Here is a 15348-nt window from a genome sequence, read left to right as displayed (position 1 = left end):
GCGAGGCCGCGGCTACACGGCCATGCCGTACACGATGGTGAACAGCGTCCCGAGGGAGCCGATGATGAAGACCCCTGTCAGCCCGGCGATGATGAGGCCCTTGCCCTGTTCCGCACTGAAGGTGTCCCGCAGGGCGGTCGCGCCGATGCGCTGCTTGGCCGCGCCCCAGATCGCGATGCCGAGGCAGAGGAGGATGGCGACCGCCATCACGACCTCGATCATCACCTTGGCCTCGTTGCCCAGGCTGCCGAAGGGCCCCCAGTCCGGAGCGATCCCACCGATGATGGTGTTGATGTCGCCTTTGTCGGCCGCAAACAGCATGTAAGTCACCGCCCCTGATGGGTAGTTCCGCAGTTCCTCTGCGGGTGTGCAGAGGTCACGCCTCATTCTCGCCGACAAAGTCGCCGTCGTATGTCGACTTGGCGTCATTGGCGGGCGGGAGTCGTACGAATAGCTCGTATGGTCACTCTGTGTATCACGGCAGGTCACGCCGGGCAATGAGGCCGGAGCGGAACCTGTGGTGTGGTTCCGTCGTTAGCCCACTTCACGGCCCTGCGCCGTTTCTGACGGCTGGTCGGGTGAGCGTACGTTTCGATGTTCTCATGACGTAGCGCACACCGGACATGGCGAACGGGCCACGGCTGGATGCCGAGGCCCGTTCGTCCTTTCACCACGTGTGGCCCCCACGGCCCACGGTGGCTGTTCTGTTGTGGCTTTCGCCTGACGGCGGGTCAGCCGGTGAAGGCGTCCGTGCCCTCCGGGGTGCCGAGGCCGGTGGGGCCGTCGTAGCCCGACTTGGCGGTGCAGAGGTAGGCGGCGCTCGAGGAGCAGGTGCCGTTGCTGCCGCTGGTGACGTCGTTCAGGGCGGAGGTGCCGGCGGCCGCGTAGGGGTAGGAGGCCGGGTAGTCGCTGCTGCCCGGGGTGCCGGCGAGGGCGTAGACCGCGGCGATGATGGGTGCGGAGGCGCTGGTGCCGCCGAAGGTGTACCAGCCGGCGGTGACGCCGTAGGAGTCGTAGACCGAGACGCCGGTCGCGGGGTCGGCCACGGCCGAGACGTCGGAGACGGTGCGCTTGGAGCAGCCGGTGTCGGTCTGCCAGGTCGGCTTGGTGTCGTAGGCGGAGCAGCCGGAGCCGGTGCCCTCGGTGGCGCTGGTGTTCCAGACCTTCTCGGTCCAGCCGCGGGTCGTGGAGGACGTGGACAGGGCGGTGCCGCCCACGGACGTCACGTACTTGGAGGCGGCCGGGTATTCGGCGCCGTAGCCCTCGTCACCGGCGCTGACGGTGATGGCGACGCCCGCGTGCTTGAAGTACGAGGTGTCGTACGACGTGTCCGAGGAGGACTCCGAGCCGCCGTAGCTGTTGGAGACGAACTTGGCGCCCAGGGTCACGGCCTCGTTCACGGCCTTGCCGAGGTTGGCCATGGAGGCGGAGGTGGCCTCGACGAGCAGGATGTTGCAGTTCGGGCAGACGGCGCTGGCCATGTCGAGGTCGAGCGACTCCTCCTCGGCCCAGCCGCTGTCGGCGGTGGGGAGGGAGGTGGTGGAGCCGCTCTGGCTCACCTTCTTGAAGCAGCCGTTGGCGACCGTGCAGGCGGGGAGGCCGTAGTACGTGCGGTACTTGGCGAGGTCGGCGGCGGCGTTGGGGTCGTCGTAGGCGTCGACGATCGCGATGGTCTCGCCGGAGCCGTCGGCCGAGGCCGCGTCGGTCAGGCCGTAGGCGTCTTGCAGGTCGGACGGGCCGTAGCCGGTGGGGGTCGCGGCGGCGGCCTTCGGGGTGACGTCGGCGGTCTTGCCGGTCTCGGCTGCGCGTTCCTTCTGGAAGGCGGTGGTGCCGCCGGTCACGCGGAAGGAGTTGCAGGCCAGGTCGCCCTTGTGTTTGGGGGTGGCGCAGGGGGTGGCCGCCCAAGTGACCTTGGCGGGCGTGGCCCTGGTGGGGGTCGTGGGTGCCGCGCTCGCGTGGGCCGCGGTGCCGAATCCGGCGAGCACGAGGGCGGCGGTGCCGAGGGCCGAGGCGCCGATGCGGCGCCATCTACCGGATATGGCGGAGGAGTTGGGGGAAGTCGTCGTACGCAACGGACAGCTCCTGAAGACGGGGTGACAGGGGCGGTGCGGGTGGGGGGTGGTGCGTGCCACCGGTACGTGGTCCCCGGTGGCGGGCGGCGGCCCGCGGACGACTGTTCCCTTGTTGAGTACGCGACAACAAGACGAGTGGCGGAATCCTGACTTCCGCAATACTGAAGGGGGTTCGGGGATTGCTGATCAATGGCGGGCGGATGGTGCGGCGATGGTCGGCGCTTGACCTCGGGCGGGCCGGCGCATGCGCTGTCGCAGTCGGGCCGTGGGGACGTGCGCGGATTCCGGCGCGGTCGCCTCAGGGCCGGGGCACGCTGATGGCGAGGACGGCCGTGTCGTCGTCGACGCCGGTGCCGAAGGTGTCGAGCAGCTCACGGATCGCGGCGACGGCGTCGGTCGCGGTGGTGGGCGCGAGAGTGCGGGCGAAGTCGAGGAGCGCCTCGTCCCCGTAGCGGTCGTCGTCGCTGTTCGCGGCCGTGTGGGCCTCGGTGAGGCCGTCGGTGTGGAGCAGCAGGGTGTCGCCCGCCTCGAGGTGGACGGTGGTGGTGGCGATGTGGGCGTCGGGCAGGACGCCGATGAGCTGTCCGCCGGGGGTGTCCAGGTGGGCCACGCTTCCGCCCGCCCGCAGGAGCAGAGCCGGGGGGTGGCCACCGCCGGCCAGGGTGATGCGGAAGCCGCCGTGCTCGGTGTCGGGGGTGAGCAGTCCGAAGATGACGGTGCAGAAGCGGGGGTCGTCACCGTTGTACTCGTGGTTGAGGACGGTGTTGAGGTTGGTCAGGACGGCGGCCGGGTCAGGGTCGTAGACCGCGGCGGCACGCAGGGTGTAGCGGGCCAGGGAGGTGACGGCCGCGGCCGCGGCGCCCTTGCCGCACACGTCGCCCAGGAACAGCCCCCACGTCCCCGCGGCGAGCGGGAAGAGATCGTAGAAGTCGCCGCCGACCTTGTCGGGGGAGGCGATGTGGTAGTGCGCGGCCACGTCCAGTCCGGGCACGCTCACCAGCGCCGGAGGCAGCAGCGTTTGCTGGAGGGTGGCGTTGAGGCGCATGAGCTCTTCGCGTTCGTCCTCCGCCTGCTGCCGGGCGCGCAGCAGTTCGGTCTCGTAGGCGCGCCGGTCGCGGGCGTCGAAGGCGGTGGTGCGGATCATCATCGGCTGTCCGTCGCTGCCGGACTTGACCGTGGAGGTGACCAGCACGGGCAGACGGCTGCCGTCGGCGGCCTCGAGTTCCAGGGCGATCCCGCTGATCTCGCCCTGCATGCGCAGCAGCGGGCCGAAGTGGGTCTCGTGGTAGATACGGCCGCCCACGGTCAGCAGGTCGGAGAACGTCCTGCGGCCCACCAGGTCGCCGCGGGCGTAGCCGAGCCAGTGCAGCAGGGTCGTGTTGATCTTTGCGATCGTGCCGTCCGGCAGTGTGGAGAGGAAGCCGCACGGCGCGTGCTCGTACAGGTCCTCGACGCTGTCCTCCAGCAGCGCGGAGAACGCCGCCCGGTCGTCGCCGGGCTGCTCCTCGGGCGACGGATGTCCGCCGCTCGCGCCGTTGCCGGTCCTGTCCATCATCGTGCGGCTGTGACGCAGTGGGTGATCGCGGCAGCCGCTTCCTCCGGTGCGGCGACCTGGCGACGGTGGGCGGTCGCGTCCAGGGTGACCAGCCGGTTTCCGCTCCGCACGGTCGTACGACGCGCAGTCATACGACACATTCTCGCAGAGCGTTTCCGTCACGGTCGGTATCGGCGGACGCGCCGTGCCCACGTCAGGCGTACGGAACATCGCCGAGGGTATAGGGGGTGGTCGGGCGGAAGTCGTTCCCACCGGGCGGGTCGTGGTGCGGGCGTACGGACCGCTCGCCGTGCCCCGTGCCGGACCGGGCAGTGCGGCTCCCTTGTCCTCGGAGAGTGCCGGCAGGTGACGTCATGACCAGTACGCAGGAGCCGACCACCAGTGCTGCCCACGCGTCGGCACCGGAGCGGGTGCAGGAGCGCGTCGCGCGGATACGCCGACGCCTGGAGCGGCTCATCGGCATCGCGGCCACCGAGGGCAACGCGCTCACCGCCCTGCGCAACGGAGACGAGATCTTTCCGGCGATGCTGACGGCCATCCGGTCCGCCGAGCACACCGTGGACATGATGACGTTCGTGTACTGGCGGGGGGACATCGCCCGCGAGTTCGCGCGGGCGCTGGCCGACCGGGCCGAGGCGGGTGTGCGGGTGCGGTTGCTGCTGGACGGGTTCGGCAGCCGGCTGATCGAGAAGGAGCTGCTGGAGGAGATGGAGCGGGCAGGGGTGCAGGTGGCCTGGTTCCGCAGACCCGTGACCCTGTCGCCCCTCAAGCAGAACCACCGCTGTCACCGCAAGGTCCTCGTCGTGGACGAGCAGGCGGCGTTCACCGGCGGCGTCGGTATCGCCGAGGAGTGGTGCGGCAACGCCGGCAACGAGCGCGAATGGCGCGACACCCATGTCGAGGTCCGCGGGCCGGCCGTGGACGGCATCGCCGCCGCCTTCGCGCAGAACTGGGCCGAATGCCACGACGAGCTCTTCGACGACCGCGACCGGTTCGTCCCGCACAGCCCGCAGGGCGACGCGGTGGTGCAGGTGGTCCGCGGATCGGCCAGCTTCGGCTGGCAGGACATGCAGACCCTGATCCGGGTGATGCTGGAGTCCGCCGAGGACCGCTTCCGGCTGGCCACCGCCTACTTCTCACCGGACGTCTTCTTCATCGAACTCCTGTGCGCCACCGCGCGGCGGGGCGTGGAGGTGGAGATCCTGCTGCCCGGTCCGCACACCGACAAGCGGGTCTGCCAGCTGGCCGGCCAGCATTACTACGAGGACCTCACCGCCTGTGGCGTGAAGATCTACCAGTACCAGCCGACGATGATGCACGCCAAGGTCATCACCGTCGACGGCGTCGCCGCGCTGGTGGGCTCGACCAACTTCAACCGCCGGTCCCTCGACCACGACGAGGAGATCATGCTCGCCGTGCTGGACCAGGAGTTCACGGCCACGCTCGATGGCCACTTCGACGACGACCTGAAGTCCGCCGCGCTGATCCGGGAGGGCCGCTGGAAGCGGCGCTCCGCGCTCCAGCGGGCGCGAGAGTTCGCCGTCATGCCCATCCGCCGTTTTCTGTGACGTCGGCCGGCCGTATGCGCGGGCGAACCGTATTCCCGGGAATCCCGCACATATACATCGAAGATTTGAGGGCGTGAAGGGGATTTCGTGGGGCACTTGAATCAGCGGAGGTTGATAATCATGGTTCCCCTGCTTGTTGTTCTGCTTCTCGCGCTCATCCTTTTCGGTGCCGGCTTCGCCCTCAAGGCCCTTTGGTGGATCGCCGTCATCGTGCTGGCGGTCTGGCTGGTGGGCTTTGTGGTCCGCCCTGCCGGACACGGTGGCCGGAAGGGCCGCTGGTACCGCTGGTAGACAGATCACCGGTACGAAGGGCCCCGTCGGTCATTGCCCACGGGGCCCTTCGGTATACCGTCGCGCTATTCGGTCCGATCGTTTTCCATTACGCCCTCGACGAAGTGGTCGAATTCGCCTGCCTGAACGCCCAGCACGAACGCGTCCCACTTTCTGCGGTTCGTCGTGACGACGTTCTCCGGGTCACTGGTCTCGCGGAGGTAGACGGGAGCCTCGCCGTCGTCTCCCTCGCCGAAGGCGATCTCGATCCAGGGGCCGGGTCCCGTCGCGTCCGGCGGGGCCGCGCGGGTCCAGATGAGGTCGGAGGGGATGTCAGCCACCCGCCCACCGTATCCCCGCCCCGGTGGAAAGGTGCCGTGGGTGGAGTGCGGGTAGCGTCGTAGGAGAAGCATGCGTCTGACGTTTCTCTCACCTTCGTGGGACACAGTGAACCCGATGAAGCGAAACGCCCTGCTCGGTGCGGTCGTGCTGCTGGCCGTCACCTCCGCCTCCGAGGCGGCCGCCGACGGTGGACCCGGACCCCTGGGGGTGACGGCCGTCGCGGCGGCCACGGCGCAGTCGGAGCGGGTCGGCGCGCTGTTCGCCGCCGCCGACGCCGACGCGGGCAGACGCGTCGGCGAGCACTTCTGCACCGCCTCCGTGGTGCACAGTGCGCACCGCGACCTCATCGTCACCGCCGCGCACTGCCTCGGCGGGGCGGGCGAACTGGCCTTCGCCCCCGGGTACCGCAACGGCAGGGCCCCCTACGGGATCTGGCGGGTCGAGCGGGTCTTCCTGCCCGACGGGTGGGCGCAGGGGCAGGACGAGGACAGCGATGTGGCCTTCGCCGTCCTCCACGAGCGGGGCGGCGAGGACGTCGAGGACGTGGTCGGCGGCAACCGGTTCGCGACGCGAACCACCACCGGGGCGACCGCCGTGACCGTCACCGGCTACCCCGACTCGCTCGAGGTGCCGGTCCGCTGCACGAACCGGCCCACCGCCCACAACTCCACCCAGCAGCGCATCGACTGCCCCGACCTCACCGGCGGAACCAGCGGCAGCCCCTGGGTGAACGGCGACGGGGAGGTGGTCGGCGTCCTCGGCGGGCACGAACAGGGCGGGGCGACGGCCGACATCTCGTACAGCGTGGTCCTGGGGCCGGAGGCCGCGGAGCTCTACCGGGACGCGGCCTCCGACCCCTGAGGCGTCACGCGATGCGGTGGACGAGCTGGGTGGTCAGCTCGTAGCGCGCGCCGACGACGGCCAGCTCGCCGGCGGAGATCTTCGCCGCGAGATCGGGTTCGGCGGCGAGGCGGGAGCGGACGGCTCGTATGTTGGCGTCGATGGTCGAGTCGACGCGGGCGTCGCCCTCCTTCGTCCGGTCGATGTACGGGGTGATCTGGTCGGCCAGGTACTGGATGTGCCGGGGCAGACCCGTGCCGGTGAGGTCCGCCTGGACGGTCGCCTTCACGGCGCCGCACGACTGGTGGCCGAGGACCACGACCAGGGGTATGTCCAGCTCGAGCACGCCGTACGCGACGCTGCCGAGCACGGCCTCGTCCAGGACCTCGCCCGCGCTCCGGACGGTCATCAGATCGCCCAGCCCCTGGTCGAAGACCAGCTCGGGCGGCACCCGGGAGTCGATGCAGCCGAGGACGAGGGCGAAGGGCTGCTGACCAGCCGTCAGGCTCCGCCGGACGGCCGGTGTCTCGTCCGGGTGCCGCTCGCGGAAGGTGCGCCAGCGGCGGTTGCCGGCCACCAGTTCCCGCAGGGCCGCTTCGGCCGTGCCGGGGCGCGGTGTGGTGCGGGGACCGGTGCCGGGCGTGGCCGTGGCGGCGGACGCGGGGACGGTGCCGAGGGCCGCGCCGCCCAGGGCCACGGCCCCGGCCATGCCACCGCGCAGCAGGGCGCGGCGGGCGGTGGTGGGGGAGGTGTCTTCGGTGATCACGGGGTGGAACGTATGTCCGAGCCCGAAGTCCGGTGTCCGCGTTGCCCGATCATGGCGATGGATGGGGAATCCGAGGCCGTTCGATGGTGGACGCTTGAGCCGTCCCATGGCCGCCCTTTACGCGACTACGCCACTACGTGCCCCGACGGTGACTCGCGGGAAGTCGGGCCGACGCCCCCTCCTGACCGGATGAGGTGCCCCGTTCGACGCGTAACACCCTTGCGCAAAAGGCGAGTCGGGGGTGGGGCACGTGTCGCGTGGGGCGCGGGGCCGCCACGTGCGGTTTCTCCTTGTTCGTGATCACCCCGCGACACGGGAGCCGCCTCTACACTGTCGGGGGCGGACTCCTGGGCGGCGAGGGGCGGTTGACGGTGCGTAAGGCATGGATCGTGGCGACCGCTGCCGTCAGTGCCGGTGCCGCCTTCATGATGGCGCTCGTCATCGGCGTGTACCTCGTCGGCGGGAGCGCCACGAGCGGGGTGGGCGGTGCGGGCAGAGCACTGGCCAAGGGCGCCGTGCCCGCCGCCTACCGGGCGCTCGTGGAGAAGTGGGGCAATCGGTGCTCCGCCATCAGCCCCGCGCTGCTCGCCGCCCAGCTCTACCAGGAGAGCGGCTTCAACCCGAGGGCGCAGAGCGCCGCCGCCGCGCAGGGGATAGCGCAGTTCATCCCGGGCACCTGGGCCACGCACGGCATCGACGGCGACGGCGACGGCGACCGCGACGTCTGGGATCCGAATGACGCGATTCCGTCGGCCGCGTCCTACGACTGCCAGCTCGCCTCGTACGTGAAGGACGTCCCCGGGGACGCCACGCACAACATGCTCGCCTCGTACAACGCGGGTGCCTACGCGGTCATCAGGTACGGGGGCGTGCCGCCGTACAAGGAGACCCAGAACTATGTGAAGACGATCACGACGCTGGCGGAGTCCTTCGCCGCGCCGGTCAGTCGGGTGGATCCGTCCGAGCAGGCCGCGGGGGCCATCTACTACGCCCAGAAGAAGCTCGGCACGCCCTATCTCTGGGGTGGCAACGGTACCGCTGACCAGGGAGGACGGTTCGACTGCTCCGGGCTGTCCAAGGCCGCCTACGAGAGCGTCGGGATCACGCTGCCGCGGGTCGCCAACGACCAGTACAACGCGGGGCCGCATCCGCAGCGGAGCGAGCTGCTGCCGGGGGACCTGGTGTTCTTCTCCACCGACCCGAACAACTCGCGGGCCATCCACCACGTGGGGATCTACGTGGGGGGCGGGTACATGATCAACGCGCCGTACACCGGGGCCGTCATCCGGTTCGACCCCATCGACACGGCCGAGTACTTCGGGGCCACCCGCGTCACCGAAGATGGCGCGAAAGCGCTCCCCACGACCGTCTGAAGGATGCCCGCACCCGGCCCCTGAGCTGCGGGGATCTATCTCTCTTCGATAACGTCTGAGTGATCATTCAGTGGAGAGTGGAACGTATCAACCGGGGCCGTGCGTTCCTGTTGGACGGGCGCATGTGAGGTGTGCCGAGCAGAACACGACGAAGGGGCCGCAGCACCATGGCTGGACTCGCCGAATCCGGGTCGAACCCCGACGTCGACCTGCTCTATGACATCAACGGGCTCGCGAAGGACGCTCCGCACTGGCTCGACCGGACCGTCGAGTTCGTGGGCGAGTACGGGCTGCTGCTCGCCATGGTGCTGCTGATCGTGTGGTGCTGGTGGGGGGTCCGGCGGAGGCCCGGCGGGGCCGAAGAGGCCGCGTCCTCCGTGGCCGCCCTGATCTGGGCGCCGCTCGCCGCCGGCATCGCCGTACTGGTGAACGTCCCCATACGGGGATTCGTGGAACGGCCCCGGCCCTTCCTCGACCACGAGGGGCTGGAGGTGCTCGTCTCCGGCAAGACCGACTACTCCTTCGTGAGCGACCACGCCACCCTCACGATGGCCATGGCCGTCGGGCTGTTCGTCGCCCACCGCCGGTTCGGGCTCGTCGGGATAGGGATCGCCCTGCTCGAAGGGTTCTGCCGGATCTTCATGGGCGTGCACTATCCGACGGACGTCGTCGGCGGGTTCGCGCTCGGGACCGCGGTGGCCCTGTTGCTGTCGCCCGTCGCCTCCATGCTGCTCACCCCGGTGCTGAAGGCCGTCGACCGGTCGCCCCGGGTCGGATGGGTCGTGCGTGGCCGGACCGCCCGGGTCGGAGAGCGGGACGGCTTCATCCCCGGCGCGCGGCCCGAGGTCGCCGCCGAGGAGCGGGACCTCGCGGCCTAGGACGCGTCAGAGGGCCTGGGGGTAGCTGAAGAAGCCGTTCGGGTCGTACTGCTTCTTCAGCTGGGTCAGGCGCGGCAGCGCATCGCCGTAGTACGCCTTGCGCCAGTTCGTGAGCGTCGGGTCCGCGTAGTTCTGGTAGGCCGCGCCCGAGGCGTACGGGGCCATCGCCTTGTGCGCCGTGTTCAGCCAGGACTGGGCCGCCGTCCCCGCCGTGCCGGCCCGCCACGCCCCGATGTACTGCGCCAGCATGCGCGAGCGGCGGTGGACGAACGCCGTGGCCGTCGGCGAGACCCGGTTCACCGCGCCGCCCAGCGCGGTGAGGGCGATGCTGCCCGAGCCGCCCTGCACGGACTTCATCTGCTGCAGGAGGGTCTGGATGCCCGCCGCCGAGAGCGAGACGTCGAAGAAGTCGGAGCGGGCCGCGTACGTCTCCCGGCCCAGCGCGCCCTGCGGGGAGCGGCCCGGCGTCGAGCCCGGCAGATGGCACTGGGCGTCGGAGGAGAACGACGAGCAGCCGGCGTAGATCTCCATCGCCGCCTCGTACGTACGACGGCGGAGCGAGACGTTCGTCGCGGGGGCGCCCACCCGGTCCGCGAGGCGGTCCACCGCGTTCTGGAGCTGGCCGTACGTGCCGATGCAGAACGCGGCGACGGAGATGGTGGGGGTGCCGCCGGTCGCGTTCGCCAGGTGCAGGGAGGACCAGATCTCGTCCGGCTGGGACGGGCCCCACTCCTGCCAGGCCTTCACCACCGCGGCCGCCTTCGACCAGGGCCAGGTGAGGTAGCCCGTCACCGCCTGAGGTGCGGGGTGGGTCTTGAACTCCAGCTCCGTGACGATGCCGAAGTTGCCGTTGCCGGCTCCGCGCAGGGCCCAGAACAGGTCCTTGTTCGTCGTCGCGTCGGCGGTGAGCTGCTTGCCGTCCGCGGTGATGATCGTGGCCCGGGTGAGGCTGTCGCAGGTCAGGCCGTAGGCACGGGAGACGACGCCGTGGCCGCCGCCCAGTACCAGGCCGGAGACGCCGACCGTCGGACAGGAGCCCGCCGGGATCGTCACCCCCTTCGCGGCGAGCGCCCGGTAGACGTCGATCAGCTTCGAACCCGCGCCGACCACGGCCGAAGTGCCGCTCGCCCGGACCCGGTTCAGCTTGGAGACGTCGACGATCAGCCGGCCGTCGCCCGAGGACCAGCCGCCGTAGGAGTGGCCGCCGTTGCGGATCGCGGCCTTGATCCTGTGGGCGCGGGCGTACGCCAGAACCGTGCGGATGTCGTCGGCGTGGGCGACGTACGCCACCGCCGCCGGCTTGAGGTCGTCGAAGCGGGTGTTGTAGAGCTGGCGGGCCGCGGCCCAGGAGGCCTCGCCGGGGCGGACCAGGGTGCCGTCCAGGTCGCGGGCGAGCGCGGTCCAGTTGGCGGGGGCGGCGACGCTGGTCGTGGTCAGGGGGGCCGTGGTGCTGCCCCCGGTGGCCGGGGCGGAGCCGTCCGCACTGCCGCCGTTCGCCTTGCACGCGGTCGCTGCCGCCGCGACCGCGGCCGTGCCGCCCGCGATGAACGTACGCCGTTCCATGTTCTTGCGCCTTCCCTCGGCCGCCTGTTGGCTGCATGCGCCTTCACGGAGCGAGACGGGGTCATGAGACCACAGGTTCCAGCGGGGTCCGGCGGTGACGGAACGGTGACGTCAGCCGGTCGGCCGGTAGGTGTCGGCCGGTCGGTGTCGGCCGGTCGGCCGGTAGGTGGCGGTCGGTCAGCCGCCCGTGTGCAGCTCCCCGTCCGTTCTCGCCATGCTTCTCGCCCTGCGGGCCGGGCCGCGCCAGCCGCAGGTGCAGTGGGCGAGGCAGAACCTGCCCTGTTCGACGGTCGTGGTGCTGTGTTCCCCGTCGGTGCGGGGGTGGGTCGATCCGTCCTGCTGCGTCACAAAGACAACGGTACCCAGGATCGGCGGTAAACCCGCATGGCGGTCGCAGGCCTTCGGACCGGCGTGACGGCGGCACTTACCCGTCGTTAACCGGAACGACAGGAAGCCCGTGACGGACGTACCGGTTGGGGGTGCACAGGCCATGGCGGAGCGTCGGCGCGGGCTGATGGGTGCGATGGTCCTTTCGGGGCTCGCGGCGGGGGTCTGTGCGGGCGCCGCCGGGTGTTCCGCAGGCGGGGCCGCCGCGGAGGACGGCCGGGCGGCCGACCCCGTCGAGACCTTGCACCGGGCCGCCGACACCCTCGTCGCGGCAGGCACCTCGAAGGCCCGTACGTCGATGGAGATGGCCACCGGCGGGACCCGGGTGACCATCCGGGGCCAGGGTGTGTACGACTACCGCAAGCAGCGCGGTGAGCTGAAGGTGATGCTGCCGCAGGATCCGGCCGGGACCAGTGAGCACCGCCCGATCACCGAACTCCTCGCGCCCGGAGCCCTGTTCATGAAGAACCGGGGGGCCGGGGTGCCGGACGACAAGTGGGTGCGGGTGGAGACGGCGACCCTGTCCGACGGGAACCTCGTGACCGGCGGGGCCACCGATCCGTTCGCCGCCGCCGAGGTGCTGCGGGGGACGCGTACGGCGACGTACGTGGGGAGGACCGAGGTGGCCGGGACGGCGGTGCGGCACTACCGCGGGACCGCCGATCTGGCGGCGGCCGCCGACGACGCCTCGGCGGGCGGTCGGGATGCGCTGCGCGCGGCGGCCAAGGGGTTCGCCACGGCGCGGGTGCCGTTCGACGTCTACCTCGACGACGAGGGGCGCATCCGCAAGGTCCGGCACCGGTTCAGCTTTGTGAACGGGCAGCAGAAGGAGGCCGTCGCGGTGGCCTCCACGACGCTGTTGTACGACTTCGGGGCGCCCGTCGAGGTGCGGCTGCCGGCCGACGACGACATCTACGCGGGGCGGATCGCGGAGGAATGAGCCTGTGCCGGTGCGGAATGAGCCCGTGCCGGGCGGGTCTGGGCGAGCATTTTCGGCCACCGGGTGGACACAAGGACTAGCCCGTCCGTGCCATGCGCGCGGTGTATAGCGCTCCCTACTCTAGGAAGTCGGTGACGGCAGGGACGAGGTGATGCGCGTGGCTCCGGGCGGCGGTACGGCAGTTCAGGACCACGAGGCCCTCGCCGAGATCGAGCTGTGCGGGGAGCTGATCATCGCCGCCTCGGCGGCCGGGGAGGAACGGCTCAGTCTCGAGAGCATCGACCAGGTGCTGCGGGTGGGGGAGGAACAGGCGGGGGGTGAGCCCGGGGCGGCGGCCGGTGCCGGCTTCGGGAGAGGTTCCGGGACCGGGCGTGGTTCCGCGACCGGGCGTGCTTCCGGGGCCGGGACGGGTCCTGGCGCGGGGCGCTGATCAGGTGCGCAGCAGGCGGCCGATGGCCTTGGTCGCCTCTTCCACCTTCGCGTCGATCTCGTCGCCGCCCCGGAGCGCCGCGTCGGCGACGCAGTGGCGCAGGTGTTCCTCCAGGAGCTGGAGCGCGAACGCCTGCAGGGCCTTGGTGGAGGCGGACACCTGGGTGAGTATGTCGATGCAGTAGGTGTCCTCGTCGACCATGCGCTGGAGACCGCGGATCTGGCCCTCGATGCGACGCAGGCGTTTGAGGTGCTCGTCCTTCTGCTTGTGGTAGCCGTGGACCGTCCCGGGAGCGTGGTCCGCTTCGACGCCGGGTTCCACGGTGGGCTCGCCGGCCTCGGTGGTCGTCATCGTGTCCTCCAGCGCTCCCGCTCCGCAGATATACCCCTACTGGGTATATCGTACCGAACTTCCGTGGGTATACGGCCCGAGCAGGGACTTCGCCGGCCGCTCACCGGTCGGTCGCCCCCCTCCCGGTCGCTCTGTCCGATGGGCGACACTGGTGGACGGCCCATTAGCCGTGGCCGGATGATGCGCCTAGCATCAGCCTGACCGAAACCGATGCATCCTGAGGACCCCACGTGCGCTTTCGTCTGACCCCCAGGGAGACGAGCTTCTACGACATGTTCGCCGCATCCGCGGACAACATCGTCACGGGCTCGAAACTCCTGATGGAACTGCTCGGGGCGGACCCCGCCGGCCGGGCCGAGATCGCAGAGCGTATGCGGGCCGCGGAACACGCAGGTGACGACGCCACCCATGCGATCTTCCACCAGCTGAACTCCTCGTTCATCACGCCCTTCGACCGCGAGGACATCTACAACCTCGCGTCCTCCCTCGACGACATCATGGACTTCATGGAGGAGGCCGTCGACCTGGTCGTCCTCTACAACGTCGAGGAACTGCCCAAGGGCGTCGAGCAGCAGATCGAGGTGCTGGCACGGGCGGCCGAGCTGACGGCCGAGGCCATGCCGAACCTGCGGACCATGGAGAACCTGACCGAGTACTGGATCGAGGTCAACCGGCTCGAGAACCAGGCCGACCAGATCCACCGCAAGCTGCTCGCGCATCTCTTCAACGGCAAGTACGAGGCCATCGAGGTGCTCAAGCTGAAGCAGATCGTGGATGTGCTGGAGGAGGCCGCCGACGCCTTCGAGCACGTGGCCAACACGGTGGAGACCATCGCGGTCAAGGAGTCCTGAGCCCTTAATGGACACCTTTGCTCTGATCGTGACCATCGGCGTCGCGCTCGGATTCACTTACACGAACGGTTTTCACGACTCCGCGAACGCTATTGCCACGTCCGTTTCGACCCGGGCGCTGACGCCTCGGGCGGCGCTGGCCATGGCGGCGGTGATGAACCTCGCCGGCGCGTTCCTCGGGAGTGGTGTCGCGCACACCGTCAGCAAGGGGCTGATCGAGACGCCCGACGGGTCCAAGGGGATGGGGATCCTCTTCGCCGCGCTGGTCGGGGCGATCGTCTGGAACCTGGTCACCTGGTACTTCGGGCTGCCTTCGTCGTCCTCGCACGCGTTGTTCGGTGGCATGGTGGGCGCGGCGCTCGCCGGTGGTACGGATGTCATCTGGTCCGGCGTCCTCGACAAGGTCGTCATCCCGATGTTCGTCTCACCGGTGGTGGGGCTTGTCGTCGGTTATCTGGTGATGACGGCCATTCTGTGGATGTTTCGACGGTCCAACCCGCACAAGGCCAAGCGGGGCTTTCGGATCGCTCAGACGGTTTCTGCCGCGGGTATGGCGCTGGGGCATGGTCTCCAGGACGCGCAGAAGACGATGGGCATCGTGGTGATGGCGCTCGTCATCGGCGATGTGCAGGGGGCCGACGATCCGATTCCGGTGTGGGTGAAGATCGCTTGTGCGGTGATGCTTTCGCTGGGGACGTATGCGGGTGGGTGGCGCATCATGCGGACTCTTGGGCGGAAGATCATCGAGCTTGATCCGCCGCAGGGGTTCGCCGCGGAGACGACCGGGGCGTCGATCATGTTCACGACGGCGTTTCTGTTCAAGGCGCCGATCTCGACCACGCATGTGATCACTTCGGCGATCATGGGTGTCGGGGCGACGAAGCGGATCAATGCCGTGCGGTGGGGTGTCGCCAAGAACATTGTTCTCGGGTGGTTCATCACGATGCCGGCGGCGGGGTTCGTTGCTGCTTGCGCGTTCTGGGTTGTGAACGTGGCGTTCCTGTAGGGGGCTTGCCCACCCACCCGCCCGCCCGGCTCGGTGGGGAGAGGGTCCCCCTCACGGGGCCCTGCCCCGGACCCCTTGCGGGGACTGCGTCCCCTGCACCCCTGCGGGGCTGGTCCCTTGAAGCCCGGGTGTTCGCCCGCCCGCCCGGCTCGGTGG

General features: G+C 70.0%; 18 protein-coding genes. 9 read left to right on the top strand and 9 right to left on the bottom strand.

Going from position 1 to position 15348, the window contains the following annotated elements:
• Positions 1-12: 12 nt before the first annotated feature.
• From OG736_RS21090 to OG736_RS21075, 4 genes are all read right to left on the bottom strand, one after another.
• Positions 13-321 (bottom strand): DUF8827 family protein, encoded by a 309-nt coding sequence (locus OG736_RS21090; RefSeq protein WP_003991275.1) that lies wholly within the window; start codon positions 319-321, stop codon positions 13-15.
• Between the two features lie 410 nt (positions 322-731).
• Complete coding sequence (locus OG736_RS21085) at positions 732-2072, bottom strand: S53 family peptidase (RefSeq protein ID WP_327183830.1); 1341 nt, start codon at positions 2070-2072, stop codon at positions 732-734.
• 298 nt (positions 2073-2370) lie between these two features.
• On the bottom strand, positions 2371-3624 hold the full coding sequence (locus tag OG736_RS21080) for a PP2C family protein-serine/threonine phosphatase (RefSeq protein WP_327187668.1): 1254 nt from the start codon (positions 3622-3624) through the stop codon (positions 2371-2373).
• Complete coding sequence (locus tag OG736_RS21075) at positions 3624-3758, bottom strand: hypothetical protein (protein WP_327183829.1); 135 nt, start codon at positions 3756-3758, stop codon at positions 3624-3626. Before OG736_RS21075 ends, OG736_RS21080 begins: the two co-directional genes overlap by 1 nt.
• Positions 3759-3980: 222 nt before the next feature.
• Here OG736_RS21075 and OG736_RS21070 point away from each other — a divergent pair, with 222 nt between their 5' ends.
• Together OG736_RS21070 and OG736_RS21065 are read left to right on the top strand one after the other, a co-directional pair.
• Positions 3981-5195 carry a phospholipase D-like domain-containing protein gene (locus OG736_RS21070; RefSeq protein WP_327183828.1) on the top strand — a complete coding sequence of 405 codons (1215 nt, stop codon included), beginning with the start codon at positions 3981-3983 and terminating at the stop codon, positions 5193-5195.
• A gap of 120 nt (positions 5196-5315) precedes the next feature.
• On the top strand, positions 5316-5486 hold the full coding sequence (locus OG736_RS21065; protein ID WP_028807375.1) for a hypothetical protein: 171 nt from the start codon (positions 5316-5318) through the stop codon (positions 5484-5486).
• 65 nt (positions 5487-5551) lie between these two features.
• Here the strand turns inward: OG736_RS21065 and OG736_RS21060 are convergent, their stop codons facing one another.
• Positions 5552-5806, bottom strand: coding sequence for a DUF397 domain-containing protein (locus tag OG736_RS21060; protein ID WP_327183827.1), 255 nt, complete (start codon positions 5804-5806; stop codon positions 5552-5554).
• Between the two features lie 115 nt (positions 5807-5921).
• Between OG736_RS21060 and OG736_RS21055 the strand changes: the two genes are divergently transcribed.
• Complete coding sequence (locus OG736_RS21055) at positions 5922-6668, top strand: trypsin-like serine peptidase (RefSeq protein ID WP_327183826.1); 747 nt, start codon at positions 5922-5924, stop codon at positions 6666-6668.
• A 4-nt stretch (positions 6669-6672) separates the two neighbouring features.
• Here OG736_RS21055 and OG736_RS21050 read toward each other — a convergent pair whose 3' ends face one another.
• The gene (locus OG736_RS21050; protein WP_442817057.1) at positions 6673-7413 is read right to left on the bottom strand and encodes a carbonic anhydrase; all 741 of its coding nucleotides are present in this window, start codon (positions 7411-7413) and stop codon (positions 6673-6675) included.
• Positions 7414-7778: 365 nt separating this feature from the next.
• On the opposite strand from OG736_RS21050, the gene OG736_RS21045 reads away from it, so the two are divergent.
• Both OG736_RS21045 and OG736_RS21040 read left to right on the top strand, forming a co-directional pair.
• Positions 7779-8786 carry a C40 family peptidase gene (locus OG736_RS21045; protein WP_327183825.1) on the top strand — a complete coding sequence of 336 codons (1008 nt, stop codon included), beginning with the start codon at positions 7779-7781 and terminating at the stop codon, positions 8784-8786.
• Between the two features lie 167 nt (positions 8787-8953).
• Entirely contained in the window at positions 8954-9664 is a 711-nt protein-coding gene (locus tag OG736_RS21040; protein ID WP_327183824.1) for a phosphatase PAP2 family protein, read from the top strand.
• 6 nt (positions 9665-9670) lie between these two features.
• On the opposite strand, the gene OG736_RS21035 is transcribed toward OG736_RS21040, so the two are convergent.
• Together OG736_RS21035 and OG736_RS21030 are read right to left on the bottom strand one after the other, a co-directional pair.
• Complete coding sequence (locus OG736_RS21035) at positions 9671-11227, bottom strand: FAD-binding oxidoreductase (RefSeq protein ID WP_327183823.1); 1557 nt, start codon at positions 11225-11227, stop codon at positions 9671-9673.
• Between the two features lie 177 nt (positions 11228-11404).
• Positions 11405-11575: a hypothetical protein gene (locus tag OG736_RS21030; protein ID WP_327183822.1), complete on the bottom strand. Its 171-nt coding sequence runs from the start codon at positions 11573-11575 to the stop codon at positions 11405-11407.
• Between the two features lie 142 nt (positions 11576-11717).
• Here OG736_RS21030 and OG736_RS21025 point away from each other — a divergent pair, with 142 nt between their 5' ends.
• Positions 11718-12554, top strand: coding sequence for an SCO4651 family lipoprotein (locus tag OG736_RS21025; RefSeq protein WP_327183821.1), 837 nt, complete (start codon positions 11718-11720; stop codon positions 12552-12554).
• Positions 12555-12705: 151 nt separating this feature from the next.
• The gene (locus OG736_RS21020; protein ID WP_327187886.1) at positions 12706-12984 is read left to right on the top strand and encodes a hypothetical protein; all 279 of its coding nucleotides are present in this window, start codon (positions 12706-12708) and stop codon (positions 12982-12984) included.
• On the opposite strand, the gene OG736_RS21015 is transcribed toward OG736_RS21020, so the two are convergent.
• Entirely contained in the window at positions 12985-13335 is a 351-nt protein-coding gene (locus OG736_RS21015) for a metal-sensitive transcriptional regulator (protein WP_327183820.1), read from the bottom strand.
• 230 nt (positions 13336-13565) lie between these two features.
• Between OG736_RS21015 and OG736_RS21010 the strand changes: the two genes are divergently transcribed.
• Together OG736_RS21010 and OG736_RS21005 are read left to right on the top strand one after the other, a co-directional pair.
• Complete coding sequence (locus OG736_RS21010) at positions 13566-14186, top strand: DUF47 domain-containing protein (protein ID WP_057579445.1); 621 nt, start codon at positions 13566-13568, stop codon at positions 14184-14186.
• Between the two features lie 7 nt (positions 14187-14193).
• On the top strand, positions 14194-15192 hold the full coding sequence (locus tag OG736_RS21005) for an inorganic phosphate transporter (RefSeq protein WP_327183819.1): 999 nt from the start codon (positions 14194-14196) through the stop codon (positions 15190-15192).
• The last annotated feature ends 156 nt before the right edge of the window (positions 15193-15348 follow it).

The organism is Streptomyces sp. NBC_01334 (genome assembly GCF_035983595.1).
GTDB lineage: Bacteria > Actinomycetota > Actinomycetes > Streptomycetales > Streptomycetaceae > Streptomyces > Streptomyces coriariae.
This window is presented reverse-complemented; position numbering and strand designations above follow the sequence as displayed.